The sequence below is a fragment of the Plesiomonas sp. PI-19 genome (genome assembly GCF_021368255.1).
Taxonomy (GTDB): domain Bacteria; phylum Pseudomonadota; class Gammaproteobacteria; order Enterobacterales; family CAMTGL01; genus Plesiomonas; species Plesiomonas shigelloides.
This window is the reverse complement of sequence record NZ_JAJNMQ010000001.1, coordinates 3,048,302-3,068,245: the sequence shown is the minus strand read 5'-3', so window position 1 is coordinate 3,068,245 and position 19,944 is coordinate 3,048,302. Positions and strand designations below refer to the sequence as shown.

The following is a 19,944-nucleotide window of genomic DNA, read 5'->3' as shown; positions in this document are numbered from 1 at the left end:
ATTGATGTTGTTGATGCTGTGGGTGTGTTAGTGCATTGATAGCGAGCGGATCTTAGAGATGCTAAAGCTGAGGCTAAGCGTTTGAGATTGAAAATGGGGACAGAAAATCCGCCTTGTTTTACTGACGATTTTACTGACCAAATATTGATGTTTCGATTCGTAAGTTTATAATGAGCGAATTAACCTATTACGGGATGAAACGAAACTTCCATGAGTAAGCGCAATACCCAGCAACGGCGACATACCATCATGGCTTTGCTCAGCGAGCAAGGCGAAGTCAGTGTCGATATGCTGGCTAAGCGATTTGAAACTTCAGAAGTTACGATTCGAAAGGATTTGGCCGAGTTGGAGCGTAATGGCCTGTTGCTACGCCGTTATGGCGGGGCAGTCTTGATCCCCAGTGAGTTGGTGGAAGAGAGCGGCGAAGAAGAGCTGCTTTCTGTGCGTAAGCAGGCGATTGCGGCGTTAGCCGCCAGCCTGATCCGCGATCATAACCGGCTGATTATCGATGCTGGCAGCACCACGGCGGGACTGATCCCTCAATTAGGGCGTTTTCGCGGCTTGGTGGTGATGACCAATTCGATGCAAGTGGCATCGGCACTGCGTGAGCTAGAAGTCGAGCCGACCATTTTGATGACCGGTGGCACTTGGGATCCGCATTCGGAGTCTTTCCAAGGCCAAGTGGCCGAGCAGGTCTTACGCTCTTATGATTTTGATCAGCTATTTGTCGGCGCTGCCGGTATTGATGCAGCGCGCGGTACCACCACCTTCAATGAGCTGGTGGGGCTATCGCGGGTAATGGCTGAGGTGTCGCGGGAAGTGATTGTTTTGGCTGAGTCACACAAGGTGGGGCGCAAAATTCCCAACTTAGAGCTGCCGTGGGAGAGCATCACGGTACTGGTGACCGATCAGGGCATTGACCCGCAGGTTAAAGCGCAAATCGAACAACGGGGAGTGCAGGTACTCTGCGCTTCACTCTGATCCCTTCGCTGGGATAAGTGCAAAATAGCGCCGGACGCGGCTCCGGCAAGTAACAAGGACTGGATCTATGTGTGGAATTGTCGGCGCAGTAGCGCAGCGGGATGTGGCAGAGATTTTACTCGAAGGCTTGCGCCGTTTGGAGTATCGCGGGTATGACTCCGCCGGGATTGCGGTGGTGAATGCCGAAGGCCAGATGCAGCGCCTGCGCCGTTTAGGTAAGGTGCAAGTATTGGCCGAGGCTGTCGAGCAGCATCCACTGCAAGGCGGTACTGGGATTGCGCATACCCGTTGGGCGACCCACGGTGAGCCGTCTGAAGCTAACGCTCACCCGCATGTGTCTGATTTTATTGCAGTGGTGCATAACGGCATCATCGAGAACCACGAGCCACTGCGTAACGTGCTGCGTGAGCGCGGCTACGAGTTTCGTTCACAGACCGATACCGAGGTGATTGCGCACTTGGTGCATTGGGAGCTGACCCAAAACGGCGGTCCATTACTGGCGGCCGTGCAGCGCACCTTACGTCAACTGGACGGAGCCTACGGCACGGTGGTGATTGATGCGCGCGATCCAGAGCGCATGATTGCCGCGCGCTCCGGCAGTCCGTTGGTGATTGGCCGCGGTCTGGGTGAGAACTTCTTGGCCTCCGATCAGCTGGCGCTGCTGCCGGTGACTCGTCGCTTTATCTTCTTGGAAGAGGGCGATGTAGCGGAGATCACCCGTCGGACGGTGGCGATTTTTGATGTCGATGGCCAGCCGGTACAGCGTGCGGAGATCGAGTCTAACTTGCAGCATGATGCCGGCGATAAGGGGCAGTTCCGTCACTACATGCAAAAAGAGATTTACGAGCAGCCGGTTGCGATCAAGAACACCCTCGAAGGACGCGTTGCCCACGGCAGTGTCCAACTCAGTGAGCTGGGGGAAGCCGCCGATCAGCTGTTAGAGCAAGTGCAGCATGTACAGATCGTGGCGTGCGGCACTTCTTACCATGCCGGCGCAGTGGCGCGTTATTGGTTTGAGAGCATCGCTGGCGTGGCTTGTAACGTCGAGATTGCCTCGGAGTTTCGTTACCGTAAGTCGGTACGTCGTCCGGGTAGCTTGCTGATCACCTTGTCACAGTCCGGTGAGACTGCTGATACGCTGGCTGCGCTGCGTCTGTCTAAGACCTTGGGCTATCTGGGCTCACTGACCGTCTGTAACGTGCCGGGCTCCTCGCTGGTACGGGAGTCGGATCTGGCGCTGATGACTAAAGCCGGCGCAGAGATTGGGGTTGCCTCTACCAAAGCCTTTACCACTCAGCTGACGGCGCTGTTGCTGCTGGTGGCGCGCATTGGCCGTCTGCACGGGATGAGCGCCGAGCGTGAACAGGCATTGGTGCATGCGCTGCAAGCGCTGCCAAATCGTATTGACCAGATGCTGGCGCTGGATAAGACCATTGAAAAGCTGGCGGTGGATTTCAACGAGAAGAACCACGCGCTGTTCTTAGGCCGTGGCGATCAATATCCAATAGCTATGGAAGGGGCGCTGAAGCTCAAAGAGATCTCCTACATCCACGCGGAAGCCTATGCCGCTGGTGAGCTGAAGCACGGCCCACTGGCGCTGATTGATGCCGATATGCCGGTGATTGTGGTGGCGCCAAACAACGAGCTGTTGGAGAAACTCAAATCTAACATCGAGGAAGTGCGCGCTCGTGGCGGTCAGCTGTATGTGTTTGCCGCTCAAGACGCCGGTTTCCGCGATGAAGAGGGCATGAAGATCATCCCGCTGCCGCCGGTAGAAGAAGATGTGGCGCCAATTTTCTACACCATCCCACTGCAGCTGCTCTCTTATCACGTGGCCGTGAACAAGGGAACGGATGTGGATCAGCCGCGTAACTTGGCGAAGTCGGTGACGGTGGAGTAAGAATATAGCGTAGCTATCTTTCTACACTGATACGGGTAATTTAATTCTAAAAATCCCCATACTCTAATTAGAGGTGGGGATTTTTATTTGTGTCACCCTGTTTGTTTTAATTGTGTGACTAGATTGTGTGATCTTGGTTGTTAGGTCTGCGGTGAAAGTGTCGTTTCTAAAATAGGAGAGATGAATCGGACGGAAATAAGACAAGATGATAAATGGTGGCTTTAATAATTGGCGTAATGTCTGGGAGAGTAAAACTCTCAGCGATAGCCACTCGTTGTTATCGGCATTAATTCAGGCTAATGGTTTTGATACTGGTTGTGGCGATTACTCGGAGTCGCAATGGCTACATATGGCCGAAGATTTAGTGGCTCGTGCTCAGCTTGACTCTGCATCGTCTGTTTTAGAGTTTGGTTGTGGTAGTGGTGCATTGTTACTGGCTTTCCAGCAGCTCAGTGGCTGTGCGATAGCGGGAAGTGATTACAGCTCGGCATTAGTGGATATTGCGCGCACGCATCTGTCGGGAGAGTTTGTTGCTGGTGAGGCTCGTGACAGATTATTTCCAGCGAATCAATATGATATGGTTTTATCCCATTCGGTTTTTCAGTATTTCCCGTCGATGCAATATGCCGAACAGGTGATCGACGCGATGTTGACCTGTCTAAAATCCGGAGGAACCCTGTTTCTGCTGGATTTGAACGATCAAAGAAAAGAGTCGGATTATCATGCTGAACGGATGTCGGGTTATAAAACTCCGCATGAATATCAGCAGCGTTATCAACATCACCCGCATCAGTTTTATCAGCAAGGCTTGATTACGGAGATGCTGACTGCCCGAGGGTGCCATTCGGTGACTATTTTCCCGCATGCAGTGCGCGAATATAAAAACTCATCATTTCGCTTCAATGTAATGGCGACGCTATCTTAAGCGGTGAGGCATTGATGTCCGCGGTGACTTGAGATGGTGCACTCATCGTGATACATCGAGGCTGTTGCAGGCGAACCAACAGTCTATAAATGGCGCGTGCACTTAATGCCGTGAGGAGTAATACACTTCCCATGGCGGAGGCGGCGGCTAAATCTCCGGCATCATCCATATTCAATACCGCAATTGACGCTAACATCGTGTTAGGGCCATAAAGGAAGATCACGGCGGAAACTGTGGTTAATGCGTTGGTAAACAAGTAGAAAAACGAGTCAACTAGCGTTGATTGGCTGAGCGGTACGATCACCTTGTAAAAAGTGATACCGCAATTGACGCCAGACACGGTGCCTGCAGCTTCGTAGCGTGGGTTGATTTGCAGTAGAGTGGTACTGCTGGATAAAAACGGCACGGAAAAAAGATGGATCACGGTATTGATAACCAATATCAGCATGCCGTTGGTCCATGCCGAGACACTGCTAAATGTTAGTAGATAAGCTAAGCCAAGCACGGTGCCAGGCACACTCAGTGGTAGTAGGCTTAATAGGCGCAATCCCGTTTTGAGTGGTGGCCAAATCGCAGCGCGCTGTGCCAGATAGGCCACGATAAAGCAAAAGAGACTACCGCAAAGAGCAACACTGAAAGCAAATTGTAGCGAGTTAAGATACGGCTGCCAGCTATAGCCTAAGGCGGCGAAGCGATAGTTGTCTAAGGTTAACGTAAAATCATAGGGCCAATAGTTAATGAATGAGCCCCAAACTACCACGCCAATCACACTAACAATGACCAGTGTCGGCAGCCAGCACAGCAAGGTAAATAGGCTATCGCGCAGCAACGATTTTCCCGGTAGGGCTGAATCAAAAACGCCAGAGAGACGTGCTTGTTTTTTCCGCGCCCAGTTGTCGACGATGAAGGCCAGTAACATAGGAAGCAGCAGCAATAAACTCAGCGCAGCACCCATGGGGAAATTGTGTAGCCCGATGATTTGTTGATAAATTTCGGTCGCCAGCAGGTTGTATTGGCCCGCCAGGACTTTAGCAATCCCGAAGTCGGTCATCGTTAGCGTGAATACAACAAAACAGGCACTGATGATCCCATACAAGCTGTTAGGCAGGGTGATGGTAAAAAATTGACGTCCGTTACCAGCGCCGAGCATTTCTGCGGCTTGATACAGCCGAGGATCAATGGCTCGCAGAGTGGTGCACAGCAGTAATACCGCGTGAGGAAGGGTAAATAAGACCCCACCCAGCGTTACGCCGAGTGGCCCATAAAGCGGAATATCGATGTAGTCACTGAATACACCCTGACCACCAAACAGGTACATTAATCCTAAGCACGGCAAAATCGATGGGACACACAGCGGTAGCTGTAAACTTAATTGCAGCAAAGTGCGACCAGCGAGACGCGTTTTCGTTAGCCCATAGGCAATCAAGTACGCAAGGGTGACGCTGAGTAGCGTGACCAATGCACTGATCGCTAAGGAGTGTTCTAGTGCCGATACTAGGCCGGGAGTATGCAGTAGCTGCAGCAGGTTGGTGATGCCATTAAATTGCCCGTTACTGTCTTGTAGGCTGTAACGCAGTAACGTCACGATCGGCAGTAAAATACCCCCCGCGAGTACCAATAGACACCCGAATGCCGCCAATGCAGTGAGGTGGTGGCGAGCGGTAACCGATAAACGAGAGCGTGAGGTTATAGCTGGCATCGCTTGTCCTGCGGTAGGCTGACTGCTACCAGCGAATGTTGCAGCAATGGGCGTGCTTGTTCGGGGGGCAGATCTGCAAAAATTCGTGTTTTTTGATCGCTCATTAATAAGCACAAACGATAAAACGGCCCAATCAATTGCGCACATTCCAGACGCATCACTTGCGTATCTGGCTGACGTAGTGTGAGCTCATCTGCGGGATGTACCGCGATTTGCTCATAGCGGATCCCCCATGTGCCTTCATTGCTTGCGGCGGAGGGCTCAATAATATTCATGTTGCCGATGAATTCAGCCACGAACCGATTTTGTGGGTGGAAATACAGCGCCTCTGGCGTACCGATTTGTTCGATCGTCCCTTGATTCATGACCACGATGCGGTCGGCCAGAGCCATAGCCTCTTCTTGGTCATGGGTCACCATGATCACGGTGAGGCCGAGTTGAGTTTGTAGCCGCTTTAACTCACAACGCAGGGTTAAACGTACGCGCGCATCCAGAGCGGATAAGGGTTCATCTAACAAGAGTAGCGGGGGATGATTGGCTAGCGCACGTGCTAGTGCTACCCGTTGTTGTTGGCCACCAGACAGTTGTTGTGGGTAATGCTGGGCGGTATGGGACAAACCAATGAGCGATAACAATTCATCTGCGCGCGCTTGGCGACGCGTGCGAGGCCACTGTCGGCCGCGTAGGCCGTAGGTGATGTTGTCGCTTACTTTCAGATTAGGAAATAGTGCGTAGTTTTGAAATACCATGCCAAAACCGCGCTGACTCGCGGGCAGATGGCTAATGTCATGGCCTTGGAAAAACAGCTGACCTTGATCTGCCGGCTGTAAGCCGGCAATGATATTCAGTAAGGTGGTTTTTCCGCAGCCGGAAGGCCCAAGAAAACAGACAAACTCACCTTGTTTGACTGCCAGCGATACGCCGTGTAGAGCGCGGAAGTTGCCGTATTCTTTGACGATATGCTGCAATGCCAAAAACTCAGACATAGTATGCTTACCGTTGCTCGTAGTGTTGGCGCCAAGTCGCCAAAATCGCATCCCGTTGTTCGGCGGCCCACGGCAAATTGTTTGGGATCATCGCCTTATAAATAGCTTTACCTTCTTCGGTCATGAAGGCTTGGCGAGCGGTTATGCCTGAGAAATCGGCCCCAATTTTGGCGACATCTTCAGAGGCGAGCCAATCGAGCAGTGTCTGCGCGGCTTTTTGGTGCGCAGAGCCACGGATAATGCCACCCGCCTCCATTTCCCAGCCGGTTCCCTCACTGAAGGTCACGAGTTCGATTGGTGCGCGACGCTTGAGCAGCTTCTGGGCAAACGCCGAGGAGGAAAGGCCTATGGCCACTTCCCCTTGTGCGGCTAAGCTGCAAGGTTTGCTACCAGAGTGAACGTACATTTTTACGTTTTTATTCAGCGCATCGTTGTATTGCCATGCCTTTTCTTCACCCCACATCTGGATCCACGCCGATAAATTCATAAAACCGGAGCCGGAGGAGAGGGGATTGGGCGCCGCAATTTGATCGTGGTAAATCGGGTTGGTTAAATCCTGCCAAGTTTTTGGATAGGGCAGGTTATATTTTTTCATTAACCGCGTGTTGATACACAGCGACGTGGCCCATGCGTTCATGCCAATCCATTGTGGCGGGGTATCTTGATCGCGCATGCTTGGCAATAGCTGAGCGAAGCCTGCCGGTTGGTAAGGTTGTAGCAGGTTTTGCTGCTTCAATAGCATCAAACTGGTGGCGGCTACACCAATTACGGCATCTGCCTTGGGCGCGTCCTTTTCCGCCAGTAATTTGGCTGTGATCACCCCGGTTGAGTCACGTACCCAATTGATTTTTATATCTGGGTGACGCTGCTCAAATTGTGTTTTATAGGTATCCAGCAATTCATTTTCAATTGCGGTGTATACCAGTAACGTGGTCGGTTGTGCGGCGTGTACGGCGCTGGTGTATGTTGCACAGCACAGCATCCAAGCCAGTAATCTGCAAAGTTTGTTCATTTAATCCAGCTTAAATTCATTTTTAATCGCGGTGATCAGCATATGGGCGATCTTATCGGATGGCCCTTTTTTACCGCTGAGATTCATGGAAACCAGACTGTCTAAAACGCGTTCGCGCAAATCGGAGCTACTGATCCCGTCAGTTCGTGGAAATATGACCAACTTATGCTCAGGAATGTGATTGGCGTTATCGCAACCATGTACCAGATAATCGATGTTATGCTCGATTAAAAAATCGTGATCGATGAGCCAGTTACAAGGAATAACTTCATCCACGTAGCGGATGCTTTCCAAGATCTCCTTACGCTCGGCGTAATTGAGCTCGGCGGTATAGCCTTTTTTGGTTTGAATTTCGTCATCGGTAGTGAGGGCGACAATGACGCGCCCCAATTCGCTGGCTTTTTTCAGCAGCCGAATATGTCCGTGATGGATTAAGGTGGCTGACATATCCACCAGAATTCTCTTTTCCATAGACTCCACTACTTGTTAATAAATGGCATGGTATTGCGGATAATCTGGTTCAGCATCTGAGTTGCCACGGTTTGTTGCTCTTCTTCGCTATCAGCATTTTCGTGCTGGCAGAACAGTTGCGTTTCAATTTGACCCAGATCGATCATTCCGTCATTGGATGTTTTTCCCTGCGAAGTTAAGCAATATTTATGCCTTTCATCGATGATGCACGCATAGTAAGGGGCATCCGGGAACAGACTTTCGGTAAAGATTTGTGAGCGCGCGCTGGAGCCGCCCAGTGTTTGTGGCAAGTTGGCATCATTGTGTAGTGGATCGGGGATTCCGGCACAGTGCAGAACGCTACGGAACAGATCAAAATGCTGTACCAACTCCTGGCTGTGTATGGCTGGAATATTGCGGCCAGTCATATAAAGTGGCACTTTGGTGCGCTCTTCATCCATAAAGAAATCTGATTCGATCAGGTAGGACTGACCATGATCGGACACCAGTGACACGATAATATCGTTCTGCTCATAGTGGCTGCGGATATAGTCGAACAGCACTTTCAGTTGGCGGTCAACATAGGCCACTTGCTCTCGATATTGGAACACTTTGGCAGCGCTGCGCTTTTTGCGTACGCTAGTCTCACCGGTTTTTTCACTCACACGGTGAGCTAATGGGGTTTTTGCTTGATGACTGATGCTGGTAGTAAACTCATCGGCAATGTCATGCAGATCCGGTAGACAGATCCACATCCAGTTATTCTTTTCACCAAAGGTATCTAAATGCTCGAGCGTCTCTTGAATGACGTGTCGGCTATCCATGGCCAACATAGCGGGCTGATACAAGAAGCGATCCATGCCTTTGCCATAACCCGTGACCGGCGTACTGCGCCAATCTCCCGAAATTTGGCTACAGAAGTAACCCGCTTGCTGGAACACCTCGGTATAGGTTGGCGTGCGTAACAGTGTTTGGCTGTCTTTGGCGGGATGGAACATGCGGTGGTTATAGGTATACAAACCGCTAAAAATGCTGGCGAGAGAAACATATGTCCATTCACCACTGCTGTAGCAGTTTTCAAACTGGGTTCCTTCGGCAAAGAAGGCTGCCGTGTTTGGCATTAAAGCGGACAATCCGCCCTCTTGTTCGATGAATTTTTGTGACAATCCATCAACAAAAATAGTTAACACCAGAGCTGGGCCAGCAGATTCACGCCGTAAAGTGATTGGATCGCCAATCATAACCGGATGCTGAGCGCTGAGGCTGAGATTATCACCGGCATTGAACGGCAAATAATGAAAGCGTTTTTCTGGCAGCGTATGCAGCAAGTAGTGCTCATCATTCACGGTAATATTGATGGGCTGTTGCGCATGAGTAGGCATGATTGGTAACAGGCATTTTTCATCGGCCTGATATTGATACTGGGTATGCGCTTGACCTGGCAATAATTCACAGCCCACCAGCATACGCTGTTGCTCACCGGATAAACTTAAGATCCCGGAGTTTGTGCGCTCTTCTCGGCTGCGGTCATACATACCGACGGCGTACTCTTTGTTATTGATAGAGATACTTTGCCCAAACACACATTGGCCGGTGACATCCAGCGGGAATATGCGTTGGTAGCCATTAAGTTCGCCGAGAGTGCGCATTTTGATCTGTTGGCGCTGTTCTTCAGGCAACAAGTCATCTAGATGGCTGATGAGTTTCAGCGCGGCCTCTTGATCATGGGCATGTAACGCCAGCCGATAGGCTTCGGTCGTGTCTCCGACGGCCGCATAGTAAGCGGCGAGCTGCGCATTAATTTCAGTGTTGAGCTCAAAACGCTGATTAATTTCGCGTATAAATGCGGGATCTAGGTTGGCGAGCTGCTCGGTTTTTTGGGCGAATTTTAGTTTTAGTAGCGCGCCATTGAGATCGAGAGGGCCGAGTGCTTCGAGCTGTTGAAGGGCCTCTTGCGCTTGGGCCATTTTATTGGTGAGCAAAAACAGCCGACCTTTTTTGGCCAGCGCACTGGAGGTTTGTAACGTGCTGATCATGATGTTATCCGTTATTTACTGAGGTAATCCGCAGACGCAGCCTGCGAATTACGCGGGCGTTACCCCAAATTCCCTACTACTGACACATTCTTGTCATCAGGAATTTCATTAAACGAAAGTACGCTCAGGCCCGGGGCGCAGACGCGGGCGTAGCGTGACAGTAATGGGCGCAGCTGTGGCATAACCATCAGCAGTGGTGCGTGCCCGGCCATGCGCATGTTGTCGACCACTTGCGGCAGGCTGTACTGCAGTTTTTCAATCACGCCCGGTTCGAGGGCAAAGCCATCGAGTTGGACGTGGCCGGCTTGCTGCGCCTGGCTCAGGGCGCCGAGCAGGATATTTTCCAGTTCGGCGGCCAAGGTGATCACCGGGATGTCGCTGCGGTTGCCGACCAGTTGGTACAGCAGTGGGCGGCGTAGGGCGCAGCGCACGTCAGCGCACAGCAAAATCGGGTCTTTGGTCAGCTCCGCCGACTCCAGCAAGGAGTTGGTGATGGTGACGATATCGCGCAGTGACACATTCTCAGCCGCCAGCTGGCGAAATACGCGCAGTAGCTGCTGTGGATTGAGCCGTTGCTGCAGCTCATCGGCCATTTTGGCGTCGCTGGCTTGCAGGCGCTCGATGATCTGGCGCACTTCTTGTGGCCCCATCACCTCATCAATGTAGTCGTTGATGATTTTGCTGACGTGGGTCGATAAGATGGTCGCGTGATCGACCACGGTATAGCCGTAGTTGACCGCGCGGTCCTTGTTATCTGGGTGGATCCACACCGCTTCCATCTGGTAGGCCGGATCGGTGGTCAAAATGCCGTCGATATTGCCGTACACTTCGCCGGGATTGATGGCCAGCAGGTGGTTGTCTTCCAACTCGGCATTCACCAGCACCGCTTCGCGCAGGCTGATCCGGTACTCATCGGGCGCCAGTGTCAGGTCGTCGTGCACCCGAATTTGCGGGATCAGAAAACCGCGCTGTTCCGACAAGGTTTTGCGGATCCCGGTCAGGCGATTGAGCAATTCAGCGCCTTGGCGCTGATCGATCAGGTGCACCAGACGGTAGCCGACCGCAATACTGAGTGCGTAGACCGCAGGGATATCGCCATTGCTGACTTCCGGTGCGGGGCCAAACTCCGGCGATTGCACTAGCGCTTCGGCGCGGCGCAGATCATCCTCTGACTCAGTGTCGTCTTCATGGTAATGGCGCATCTTCCAGCCGGCCAGCGCAACCACACCGGCAAAGGCGAAAAATGCGAAGTGTGGCATGCCAGGAACCAAGCCCAAGATCAGCATGATGGCTGCCACCACAAACAGCACCACTGGCGAGGCCAGCATCTGACGGCTGATTTGCTTGGAGAAGGTGTCCTGATCGGTGACGCGGGTCACGATAATCGCCGCCGCGGTGGAGAGCAGCAATGATGGGATCTGGGCCACCAAGCCATCACCGATGGTCAGCAGGGCGTAAGTCTGGAAGGCGCTACCAAATGGCATCCCGTACTGGAATACCCCAATGCTGACCCCGCCGATGATGTTGATAAACAGGATCAACATACCAGCCACGGCATCGCCGCGTACAAACTTGGAGGTACCGTCCATGGCGCCGTAGAAGTCGGCTTCGTTGGCCACATCTTCTCGGCGTCGACGCGCTTGTTCATGGTCAATCAGGCCGGCGTTCAGATCGGCGTCGATGGCCATCTGTTTACCCGGCATGGCGTCGAGGGTAAAGCGCGCGCCCACTTCGGAGATCCGCTCGCCCCCTTTGGTGACCACCACGAAGTTGATGATCATCAAGATGACGAACACCACAATACCGACCACATAGTTGCCGCCGATCACCACTTCACCGAAGGCTTGGATCACCTTACCGGCGGCGTCGCCACCTTCGTGACCGTTGAGCAATACCACGCGCGTCGAGGCCACGTTCAGGCCCAGACGCAACAAGGTGGCAATCAGCAATACGGTCGGGAAGGCTGAGAAGTCCAGTGGCCGTTTGCTGTACACGCTCACCAGCAGTACCAGCAGCGCCAGTACGATGTTGAAGGTGAAGAACATATCCAGCAGCAATGGCGGGATAGGCAAGATCACCATGGCGAGCAGAACCAGCAGCATCAATGGGATGCCGATCTGGCCCTGACTCAGGTAACGGGTGAAGTTGGATAATTTACTGGGCATCATCTCTCCGCTTAATGGCGCAGTTCTGGCGGGATGGTTAATTCAGGCAACGGTGGTGGCGGTAGGCCACGGCCGAGCCGGTACTCTTCCAGATGGAAGACATAAGTCAAAATATGGGCCACGGCGGTATACAGCCCCGCCGGGATCTCCTGCCATTCCTTGGTGGAGTAGTACACCGCACGCGTGAGCGGCGGGACGTTGACGATCGGGCGGTTATGTTGCCGTGCCAGTTGCTGCATCTGCAGCGCCATGGCGTCTACCGCTTTGGCTAGCACAAACGGCGCTTCCGCCTTGTTCTGGTCATATTTCAGGGCCACCGCATAGTGGGTCGGGTTGGTGATAATCACATCCGCCTGCGGGATCACCTTGTGCATTCGGCGCATCGCCATCTGGCGCTGTAGGTTGCGAATGCGCGATTTAATCTGCGGGTTCCCTTCGCTGTTTTTATGCTCTTCTTTCACTTCCTGTTTGCTCATCTTGAGCTTTTTGATGTACTGCCACTGGGTGTAGGGCAGGTCGAGCAGGGCGATAAACAGCAGAGCCAAGCCATACAGCAGCACCGTCGACCAAATCAGATCGAGAGTCAGAGTAATGGCAGTGCCGATATCGCGATGCTGCAAGCTCAGCAGCATCTGGATTTTGTCGCCAACCACGCTCCACAAGGTCAGCGAGATCAGCGCGGTTTTCAGTACGCTTTTGACCAGCTCGGCGATCGATTGCGAGGAGAACATTCGTCCCATCCCACTGATCGGATTAAGCTTGGAAAACTTCGGCTGCAAGGAATCGATACTGACGTTCCAACCACCGCGCAGCAGGTTGCCGACCAAGGCGATGAGCATCAGCAAACCCAGCGGTACCAGCAGTGTCCAGCCCATGGCGGACAGGCTTTCGCCCAGATGTTTGAACGCCAGTTGCGGGTCGAACACCTCTTGTTTACTTAAGGCCAGGTTGTAGCGCATGCTGCCGGTCAGCAGACGGCCTAAGCTTTCGCTAAATGCCGACAGCGTGATGGTGCCACCCAGCACCAATAAGGCGGTGACCAGTTCGCGCGAGCGCGGCAAGTTACCCTCTTTACGCGCCTTATCCAGCCGCTGGCCGGTGGGTTTTTCGCTCTTATCCCCGCTCATTGCTTATCTCTTCTCGCTCATGGCTTGGCTCTTACGGGGTCACGGACGCGGGCGGGGCGTAAATGGCCGCCAGCAGGTTCAGCACTTCGCGGCTGAACTGGGTAAAGTTTTCCGGCACGCTGGAGAGCGTTAAGCCGACGCTCAGCACTCCGCACAGCAAGGTCATCGGAAAACCGAGCGAGTAGATATTCAGCTGCGGCGCGGCGCGGGTCATGATGCCGAAGGTCATATTGACCAGTAGCATGGCGGCGATGGCCGGTAACGCCAGCAGCAGAGCAGCGCCAATCATCCAACCGAACATGTTGATGATCTGCTGCAAGGCGGTATCCGACAGCATGCTACCGACTGGGATGGCGGTGAAGCTGCGCACCAAAATATCCAGCACCACTAAATGGCCATTGAGCGCTAAAAACAGCAGCGACACATACATCTGGTACATCACACCGAGCACGGCGGAGCTAACGCCATTGACCGGGTCATTCATCATCGCCATGCCAAGGCCCATCTGCATCGACACCAGCTGCCCTAAGGTGGTGAATACCGCAAACAGGATATCGACCACTAAGCCCAGCAGTGCGCCGATGATCAATTGCTGGATGGCGTAAAAAATGGCTAGCGGCGAGAACGGATCAACCGCGGGCATCGGCGGCATCAAGGGCGCCGCCACCACGCTAATCAGCAACGCCAGCCCGATGCGCACTTGAATCGGGATCTGCGGGTTGCCAAACAGCGGCATCACCATAAAGGCGGCGGTGAGGCGGAAAAACGGCCACCACAGCATGCCTATCCAGGCGGTAATATCGGCTGCGCTCAGGGTTAACATCAGCGGTGTCCCATCAGCCGATCAGGGTCGGAATTTCGTGGAAAATCTGGGTAAACAGATCGTGTAAGGTGGTCAACATCCACGAACCGGCAAACCCCAGCATCGCCAGCATCACCAAAAAGCGCGGCAGGAACGACAGAGTCTGTTCGTTAATCTGGGTCGCCGCCTGAAAGATACTGACCAGCAGACCGACCACTAAACTGGGCAGCACTAAAATGCACACCATAGTGGCGATCACGGTCAGGGCCTGACCAAAAATGACGGAGATGGCAGTGGTATCCATAGAGTCTGTCCGGTCAGCCGAAACTGGCACTTAAGGTGCCGACGGTCATCGCCCAGCCATCAACCAGCACGAAAATCATCAGCTTGAACGGCAGCGAGATAATCAGTGGTGACAGCATCATCATCCCCATCGCCATCAACACGCTGGATACCACCATGTCGATGATCAGGAACGGGATAAAAATCATAAAGCCAATCTGGAACGAGGTTTTCAGCTCGCTGAGCACAAAGGCCGGCATCAGGATCAGAAAATCCACTTTCTCTGGCGGGGTGGCGCGCGGCTCACCGGCGATATCCAGCAGCTGTTGCAGGTCACTTTCGCGCGTCTGCGCCAGCATGAATTTCCGCAGCGGCTTTTCCGCTTGGGCAAAGGCCTGCTTCAAGGTCAGGCTATCGTTCTGATACGGCTCGAAGGCGTTGACGTAGATGTCATTGAACACCGGACGCATGATGAACAAGGTCAGTGTCAGGGCGATACCAATTAAAATCCGGTTAGGTGGACTTTGCTGCAGACCTAAGGCTTGGCGCAAAATTGCTAGCACAATAATGATGCGGGTAAAGCTGGTGGTCATCAGCAGCATGGTCGGCAGGAACGACAGCGCCGTCATCAGCAGTAAGATCTGCAGCTTGACGCTGTACTCCTGTGCGCCACCGGCCTGCGGCGTAACCGTCAGCAGGCCGATATCCCCGTTCGCCGCTAAGGCTGGGTGAGCCAGCAGGCACAGCAGCACCAGTAACCCGAGCTTGCGCATTAGCGAGACAACCCTTTGAGCATGTCGTCGCTGTCCACCACGTTGGTCAGGCGCAGGCCATATTTGTTATTCACGATCACCACTTCGGCGTGGCCGAGCAGGGTGCCGTTGACTTTGACATCCATCGGCTCGCCGTTGAGTTTGTCCAGCTCAATCACGGTGCCGCGACCGATACTCATCAGATCGCCGATCATCAGTTCGGTGCTGCCAACTTCCAGCGTCAGTTTCACTGGAATATTGCGGATAAATTTCATGTCCGTTGGGAAGCTGGCTGCCTCCGGCGCGCTGGCCGGGGTTTCGGCGGCCAAATCGCCCATATCGAGATCGTTCAGATCCAGATTTAAATCATTCAGGGTTTCGGACATCGGGGGTTCCTTGCGGTTACAAAAAACGGTACATCATCAATATTTCCCGGTCAGTACCGGGCCGTAAAATGGCGTTAGGCCGGCGTGTCCAGCACGTCATCAACCTGCAGCACCAGATTGCCGTTACGCTCGGCAATGCGCGCTTTATACAGTGGGCTATTTCCCGCGCGAACGGTGAGCTGCGAAGGCATGTCCACGGGGATCACATCGCCCACTTGCAAATCCATCACGTCACCCAAAGTCAGCGATTTTTCGCACAAGGTGGTTTGCAGGCGCAGCGGTACTTGTTGCAGCCGCTCTTCCACCTTGGCTTGCAACGTCGGGTCGAGCTCGACGTTGGCCTCTTCTGCCGCTGGGGTACGTAAAAACTCCAGACCGTTAAATGGCAGCGCGATTTCCAGCCAGCCCAGATGTTCGCCAATTTGAATCGAGAAGCGACAGATCTGGAACAGCGGCTGATTGGCCATGCTGTTGTTTAAGTGCAGCGATTGCTGCTGGGTCATTTGGCTGTACCAGCTGGTTTGGTTGCGCCAGCAGTCATCAAATTGCTCCAGCAACTGGCGGAAAATCCGCTCGACTAAACGCAGCTCGGTATCACTCATCTCACTGCGACGACGGGTACTGGTGCCTTTGCCGCCGAAAAACAGATCGGCCATGAAAAACAGCAGATCGCCATCCATCGCAATCAGGCCGCGCATATCGTGCGGCTCAACCAGAAATTCGCGCTGGCTGTTGGGCTTCGGGATAGAGGCCAAGTATTCGCGCAGCTTCAGGGTATCTTGCTGCTCGAAGTGAAAATTCACCGGCTTGCGCAGCAGACCGAAGAAGAACTGCTTGGCGGAGCGCTCGAAACGCTGGCAGATGGTATCGAGGGTCGCCTGCAGCGCACCAATGCGATGCTCCGGGTTTGCCAGATCAAAAGTCTTGATATGCGCCTGTTCGCTGGGGGAGATAATTTTTCGTTTGATTGTTTTCATTCCGGCTCACTCGGCAACGTCTTACCGGGTCTTCTCGACCGCAAAATTCTGTGTCTGTAATAAGTAAGGTCTGCGTAATGCAAATTCTCTGCCAGTTTTTGAACAAAACCGCGTCAGTGTTAAGGCGGTAAGGGCGTGAGCAGCGGCTGTAAAGGACGGTAATTGGCGTGTCATTTTTTTGACTTAAGTCGCAAAGGTGACGATTGGGCATATATTGAGGCGCGGATTGATTGACAAGTGACAAAGAACAGTCAGCGCGCCTAGCCAGTGTTGCTCAATTAATGGCACGTTACTTGCTTTTGAACTGCGCGTAAAACCGTCCACGTCATTGTGGCGGTTTCCTTGTTTATCAGAGCCTTGTTCATCAGAGGATTTCGGAGAGTCAGCGTCATGTATCACACAGCCCCGGGAATGCAGTACACCTTGGCCCAGATGGAGGCGGTAAAGTCACAAATCGGCGTCGGCAGTAGCACCGAAATGGTTGCCGCCAACCCGTTGACCGCATCCGGTGCGCAGGTGCCGAGTTTCCGCGCGGCGCTGACCCAAGCGGTCGATCGGGTCGATACCCTAAGCAAAACCGCCAAAGACATGATGACCGCGGTCGATACCGGGGCCAGTCAAGATCTGGTCGGCGCCATGGTGGCGAGCCAGAAAGCCAGTTTGTCGTTCACCGCGTTAGTGCAGGTGCGTCAGAAACTGATGACAGCCTATGACGATGTCATGAAAATGCCGGTATAAGTGAGAGTCTGACGTGACCGAATTATTACAGAAAAAATGGGCCCAATTGCCGGCGCCGTCGGCGATGCTGGCCAAGGTAAAAGGCCGTCGCCTGAGCGCGCTGCTCGGGGTGATTGCGCTGGTGGTGACCGGCATTGTGGTGTTGGCGTTGTGGCTCGGTAACAGTGAATACCGCCCGCTGTATGGCCGCAATGAAGCTTTTGATCAAAGCCAAGTGATGTCCGTGTTGGATAAGCAGGGCTTTAATTTTTATGTTGATGGTAACAGTGGCCAACTTATGGTGGCCCGTGACCAGTTAGGCAAAGCGCGCATGGCACTGGCCGCGGCGGGCGTTAAAGTGCAGTTGCCCACCGGCCTTGAGATCTTGGATAAAGACAACAGTCTCGGCACCAGTCAGTTTATTGAAGATGCGCGCTACCGCCACGGGTTAGAAGGCGAACTGGCGCGTACCATCATGTCCCTTGATGGCATTACCAATGCCCGTGTGCATTTGGCCATTCCTAAACGTACCTTGTTTATCCGCGGTAATCCTGAGCTGCCATCGGCCTCGATTGCGGTGTCCTTGCAACCGGGCGTGAGCCTCAAACCGGGTCAGGTACGCGCGATTGTGAATCTGGTGTCGGGCAGCGTCACCGATCTGAAGCCGGAAAACGTGACGGTAGTGGATCAGGCCGGTCGTTTGCTGAGCGCCAACGATGCTGATGCGCAGGCCGGTGAAACCAACACCCAATATCTGGAATACGTTAACCGTTTGGAGCGCAGCTACATTGACCGCGCCACCCGGATGCTCGATCCGATGCTCGGCATGGGCAACTTTGAGGTGCAAGTGGCCGCCAAGGTCAATTTTGACCGTAAGGAAGCCACCGAAGAAGTGTACAACCCGCAAGGGGCGTTAACTCGTGAGTACAGTCGCGAAGATCGTAGCAATGAAGAGCAAAGTGCAGGGGTGCCGGGCGCGCTGAGTAACCAACCGGCTGACAAATCGACCAATACCAAAAACGCCAACAACAAGACCACCTCTACGACCCAAGAAAATCAGTCGGACAGTAAAGATCTGGTCAACCGCACCACCGAGCTGAACCGCGACTTCCAGTTAGATCGCACCCAACGTCATATCCGTTATCAGCAAGGCGAGCTGCAGCATCTGAGTGTGTCGGTGCTGATTAACGGCAAGCCAGAGCAATATTCGAAAGCCGAGCTGGATCAGATGACCACCATGCTGCAAGACGCCTTGGGCCTGCGCAGTGCCAATGGCGATCAGATTAGCTTGCACGTGTTCCCGTTTGTGGCCGGTGATAATCCGCTGAGTGCCGATGCGCCATGGTGGAAAGATCCGTTCTGGATGGATGTCCTGCGTTATGTGTTGGCTGCGGTCGTGGCGTTGGCGGTGCTGTTCGGTGTCGTCCGTCCGGTACTGCGTCAGCTGGCTAAGCCGTTGCCGGTGAACGATCCGGCGCTGCCAGCGCAAGCCGAGGATGATGCTACTGCCAGCAGCGGTGAGCTGCAGCCAGATGGCACGAGCGAGAAGGGCGAGGCGAGCGCGGCGTTGCCGGTATCACGTCCGGGTCTGACATTGAACGAAAACCTGCTGGAGCTGCCATCACCGGAAACCGGTTTGGAAGTGCAGCTGGAGCGTATCCAGTTCCTAGCTAATCAGGAGCCGGAGCGTGTGGCGCAGGTGGTTAAACAGTGGATAAAGGTTGAGCAACATGACGGAAACTGAAGTAATGCAGCCGGAAGACGGCTTGCAACAGGCGGCGATTTTGCTGCTGAGCATGGGGGAAGAGGCCGCCGCCAACATCCTCAAACAGCTCAGCCGTGAGGAAGTGAGCCGCCTGACCGTTGCTATGGCCAGCCTGCCGGGAGTGAAAAAAGATCAGGCGCAGTCCGTTTTTCTGCGCTTTTTCACCGACTTTCGTTCGGAGTCGGGGATCACCGGTGCATCGCGTGGCTATCTGGAGCGCACGCTGGATAAAGCACTGGGTCGCTCTTTGGCGCGTCCACTGATTGACAGCATTTATGGCGATACCCTACGTAGCAGCCTGCAGCGTTTGCAGTGGCTGGAGCCGTCTAAGCTGGTTGAACTGATTGCCGGTGAGCACCCGCAGTTACAAGCGGTGTTTTTGGCCTACTTAGAGCCGGATATGGCCAGCCAATTGCTGAGCCGTTTGCCACCAGAAACCCACGATGACCTGCTGTATCGTCTGGCCAATCTGGATGAGATCCATCCGGATATGATTGATGAAGTGCATGTATTGCTGGAGAAATTCTTGCAGCAAGTCGGCCATCGCACCAGCTCGCAAGTGGACGGTACCAAAAAGGCGGTGGATATCCTCAACCGTATGGGCAGCCGTACATCTGAGATCATGCTGTCGCTGCGCGACATGGATCCGAGCCTGATGGTGAAACTGGAAGAGAGCATGTACCAGTTCGACATTCTGGAGCGTCAGAGCGAGGCCACCTTGAGCCGCATGATCGAAGAAGTGCCGCAAGAGCGTTTGGCGCTGGCACTCAAAGGCTCGTCCACCACCTTGCAAGAGAAGATCTTTGCTTGCCTGCCGAAGCGGGCCGCTCAGTATCTGCGCGAAGAGATGGAGACCAAGGGTGCAGTACGCATGAGTGCGGTGGAAGAAGCCCGTACCGAAATCATGCAGACCCTGCGTCAGTTGGCCAACGACGGCGAAGTCGAGCTATCGCTGTTCGCGGAAAATGTGGTCGAGTAAGGG

The 19,944-nt window shown here is 53.7% G+C and carries 18 protein-coding genes; 6 read left to right on the top strand and 12 right to left on the bottom strand.

Going from position 1 to position 19,944, the window contains the following annotated elements:
* The first annotated feature begins 210 nt into the window (after positions 1-210).
* From LQ901_RS13625 to LQ901_RS13615, 3 genes are all read left to right on the top strand, one after another.
* Positions 211-981 carry a DeoR/GlpR family DNA-binding transcription regulator gene (locus tag LQ901_RS13625; RefSeq protein WP_064977018.1) on the top strand — a complete coding sequence of 257 codons (771 nt, stop codon included), beginning with the start codon at positions 211-213 and terminating at the stop codon, positions 979-981.
* Between the two features lie 67 nt (positions 982-1,048).
* Entirely contained in the window at positions 1,049-2,881 is a 1,833-nt protein-coding gene (gene glmS / locus LQ901_RS13620; RefSeq protein WP_233672328.1) for a glutamine--fructose-6-phosphate transaminase (isomerizing), read from the top strand.
* Positions 2,882-3,086: 205 nt separating this feature from the next.
* Positions 3,087-3,806, top strand: a complete 720-nt coding sequence (locus LQ901_RS13615; RefSeq protein WP_233672327.1) for a bifunctional 2-polyprenyl-6-hydroxyphenol methylase/3-demethylubiquinol 3-O-methyltransferase UbiG — start codon at positions 3,087-3,089, stop codon at positions 3,804-3,806.
* On the opposite strand, the gene LQ901_RS13610 is transcribed toward LQ901_RS13615, so the two are convergent.
* From LQ901_RS13610 to LQ901_RS13555, 12 genes are all read right to left on the bottom strand, one after another.
* Entirely contained in the window at positions 3,781-5,505 is a 1,725-nt protein-coding gene (locus LQ901_RS13610; protein WP_233672326.1) for an ABC transporter permease subunit, read from the bottom strand. The genes LQ901_RS13615 and LQ901_RS13610 overlap by 26 nt on opposite strands.
* Positions 5,493-6,491: an ABC transporter ATP-binding protein gene (locus LQ901_RS13605; RefSeq protein WP_233672325.1), complete on the bottom strand. Its 999-nt coding sequence runs from the start codon at positions 6,489-6,491 to the stop codon at positions 5,493-5,495. Before LQ901_RS13605 ends, LQ901_RS13610 begins: the two co-directional genes overlap by 13 nt.
* Positions 6,492-6,498: 7 nt before the next feature.
* Positions 6,499-7,503, bottom strand: coding sequence for a putative 2-aminoethylphosphonate ABC transporter substrate-binding protein (locus LQ901_RS13600; protein WP_052242358.1), 1,005 nt, complete (start codon positions 7,501-7,503; stop codon positions 6,499-6,501).
* Positions 7,504-7,974: an adenylyltransferase/cytidyltransferase family protein gene (locus LQ901_RS13595; RefSeq protein WP_233672324.1), complete on the bottom strand. Its 471-nt coding sequence runs from the start codon at positions 7,972-7,974 to the stop codon at positions 7,504-7,506.
* A gap of 8 nt (positions 7,975-7,982) precedes the next feature.
* The gene (locus LQ901_RS13590; protein ID WP_233672323.1) at positions 7,983-9,989 is read right to left on the bottom strand and encodes a sulfatase-like hydrolase/transferase; all 2,007 of its coding nucleotides are present in this window, start codon (positions 9,987-9,989) and stop codon (positions 7,983-7,985) included.
* A gap of 59 nt (positions 9,990-10,048) precedes the next feature.
* Positions 10,049-12,154, bottom strand: coding sequence for a flagellar biosynthesis protein FlhA (flhA, locus tag LQ901_RS13585; RefSeq protein ID WP_010862989.1), 2,106 nt, complete (start codon positions 12,152-12,154; stop codon positions 10,049-10,051).
* 11 nt (positions 12,155-12,165) lie between these two features.
* Positions 12,166-13,281, bottom strand: coding sequence for a flagellar biosynthesis protein FlhB (gene flhB / locus LQ901_RS13580; protein ID WP_233672322.1), 1,116 nt, complete (start codon positions 13,279-13,281; stop codon positions 12,166-12,168).
* A 31-nt stretch (positions 13,282-13,312) separates the two neighbouring features.
* Positions 13,313-14,104, bottom strand: a complete 792-nt coding sequence (gene fliR / locus LQ901_RS13575) for a flagellar biosynthetic protein FliR (RefSeq protein WP_010862987.1) — start codon at positions 14,102-14,104, stop codon at positions 13,313-13,315.
* Between the two features lie 13 nt (positions 14,105-14,117).
* Positions 14,118-14,387 carry a flagellar biosynthetic protein FliQ gene (locus LQ901_RS13570; protein WP_010862986.1) on the bottom strand — a complete coding sequence of 90 codons (270 nt, stop codon included), beginning with the start codon at positions 14,385-14,387 and terminating at the stop codon, positions 14,118-14,120.
* 13 nt (positions 14,388-14,400) lie between these two features.
* On the bottom strand, positions 14,401-15,138 hold the full coding sequence (gene fliP, locus LQ901_RS13565; protein ID WP_010862985.1) for a flagellar type III secretion system pore protein FliP: 738 nt from the start codon (positions 15,136-15,138) through the stop codon (positions 14,401-14,403).
* Positions 15,138-15,455, bottom strand: a complete 318-nt coding sequence (fliN, locus tag LQ901_RS13560) for a flagellar motor switch protein FliN (protein WP_369795303.1) — start codon at positions 15,453-15,455, stop codon at positions 15,138-15,140. The genes fliP and fliN overlap by 1 nt, the downstream gene beginning before the upstream one ends.
* Positions 15,456-15,577: 122 nt before the next feature.
* The gene (locus LQ901_RS13555) at positions 15,578-16,480 is read right to left on the bottom strand and encodes a flagellar motor switch protein FliM (protein WP_010862983.1); all 903 of its coding nucleotides are present in this window, start codon (positions 16,478-16,480) and stop codon (positions 15,578-15,580) included.
* 390 nt (positions 16,481-16,870) lie between these two features.
* Between LQ901_RS13555 and fliE the strand changes: the two genes are divergently transcribed.
* From fliE to fliG, 3 genes are read left to right on the top strand one after another with little or no spacing between them, the layout of a single operon-like run.
* The gene (gene fliE / locus LQ901_RS13550; RefSeq protein ID WP_010862982.1) at positions 16,871-17,218 is read left to right on the top strand and encodes a flagellar hook-basal body complex protein FliE; all 348 of its coding nucleotides are present in this window, start codon (positions 16,871-16,873) and stop codon (positions 17,216-17,218) included.
* Between the two features lie 13 nt (positions 17,219-17,231).
* Entirely contained in the window at positions 17,232-18,941 is a 1,710-nt protein-coding gene (gene fliF, locus LQ901_RS13545) for a flagellar basal-body MS-ring/collar protein FliF (protein WP_039046365.1), read from the top strand.
* Positions 18,928-19,941, top strand: a complete 1,014-nt coding sequence (gene fliG / locus LQ901_RS13540) for a flagellar motor switch protein FliG (protein ID WP_010862980.1) — start codon at positions 18,928-18,930, stop codon at positions 19,939-19,941. The genes fliF and fliG overlap by 14 nt, the downstream gene beginning before the upstream one ends.
* Positions 19,942-19,944 lie beyond the last annotated feature (3 nt).

Coding starts and splice junctions, on each gene's coding strand:
- fliP (WP_010862985.1), bottom strand. CDS start 15,138: ATGCGCAAGCTCGGGTTACTGGTGCTGCTGTGCCTGCTGGCTCACCCA.
- fliN (WP_369795303.1), bottom strand. CDS start 15,455: ATGGGCGATTTGGCCGCCGAAACCCCGGCCAGCGCGCCGGAGGCAGCC.
- LQ901_RS13570 (WP_010862986.1), bottom strand. CDS start 14,387: ATGGATACCACTGCCATCTCCGTCATTTTTGGTCAGGCCCTGACCGTG.
- LQ901_RS13595 (WP_233672324.1), bottom strand. CDS start 7,974: ATGGAAAAGAGAATTCTGGTGGATATGTCAGCCACCTTAATCCATCAC.
- glmS (WP_233672328.1), top strand. CDS start 1,049: ATGTGTGGAATTGTCGGCGCAGTAGCGCAGCGGGATGTGGCAGAGATT.
- flhB (WP_233672322.1), bottom strand. CDS start 13,281: ATGAGCGGGGATAAGAGCGAAAAACCCACCGGCCAGCGGCTGGATAAG.
- LQ901_RS13625 (WP_064977018.1), top strand. CDS start 211: ATGAGTAAGCGCAATACCCAGCAACGGCGACATACCATCATGGCTTTG.
- fliR (WP_010862987.1), bottom strand. CDS start 14,104: ATGTTAACCCTGAGCGCAGCCGATATTACCGCCTGGATAGGCATGCTG.
- LQ901_RS13615 (WP_233672327.1), top strand. CDS start 3,087: ATGATAAATGGTGGCTTTAATAATTGGCGTAATGTCTGGGAGAGTAAA.
- LQ901_RS13590 (WP_233672323.1), bottom strand. CDS start 9,989: ATGATCAGCACGTTACAAACCTCCAGTGCGCTGGCCAAAAAAGGTCGG.
- LQ901_RS13555 (WP_010862983.1), bottom strand. CDS start 16,480: ATGAAAACAATCAAACGAAAAATTATCTCCCCCAGCGAACAGGCGCAT.
- LQ901_RS13600 (WP_052242358.1), bottom strand. CDS start 7,503: ATGAACAAACTTTGCAGATTACTGGCTTGGATGCTGTGCTGTGCAACA.
- fliG (WP_010862980.1), top strand. CDS start 18,928: ATGACGGAAACTGAAGTAATGCAGCCGGAAGACGGCTTGCAACAGGCG.
- LQ901_RS13605 (WP_233672325.1), bottom strand. CDS start 6,491: ATGTCTGAGTTTTTGGCATTGCAGCATATCGTCAAAGAATACGGCAAC.
- flhA (WP_010862989.1), bottom strand. CDS start 12,154: ATGCCCAGTAAATTATCCAACTTCACCCGTTACCTGAGTCAGGGCCAG.
- LQ901_RS13610 (WP_233672326.1), bottom strand. CDS start 5,505: ATGCCAGCTATAACCTCACGCTCTCGTTTATCGGTTACCGCTCGCCAC.
- fliE (WP_010862982.1), top strand. CDS start 16,871: ATGTATCACACAGCCCCGGGAATGCAGTACACCTTGGCCCAGATGGAG.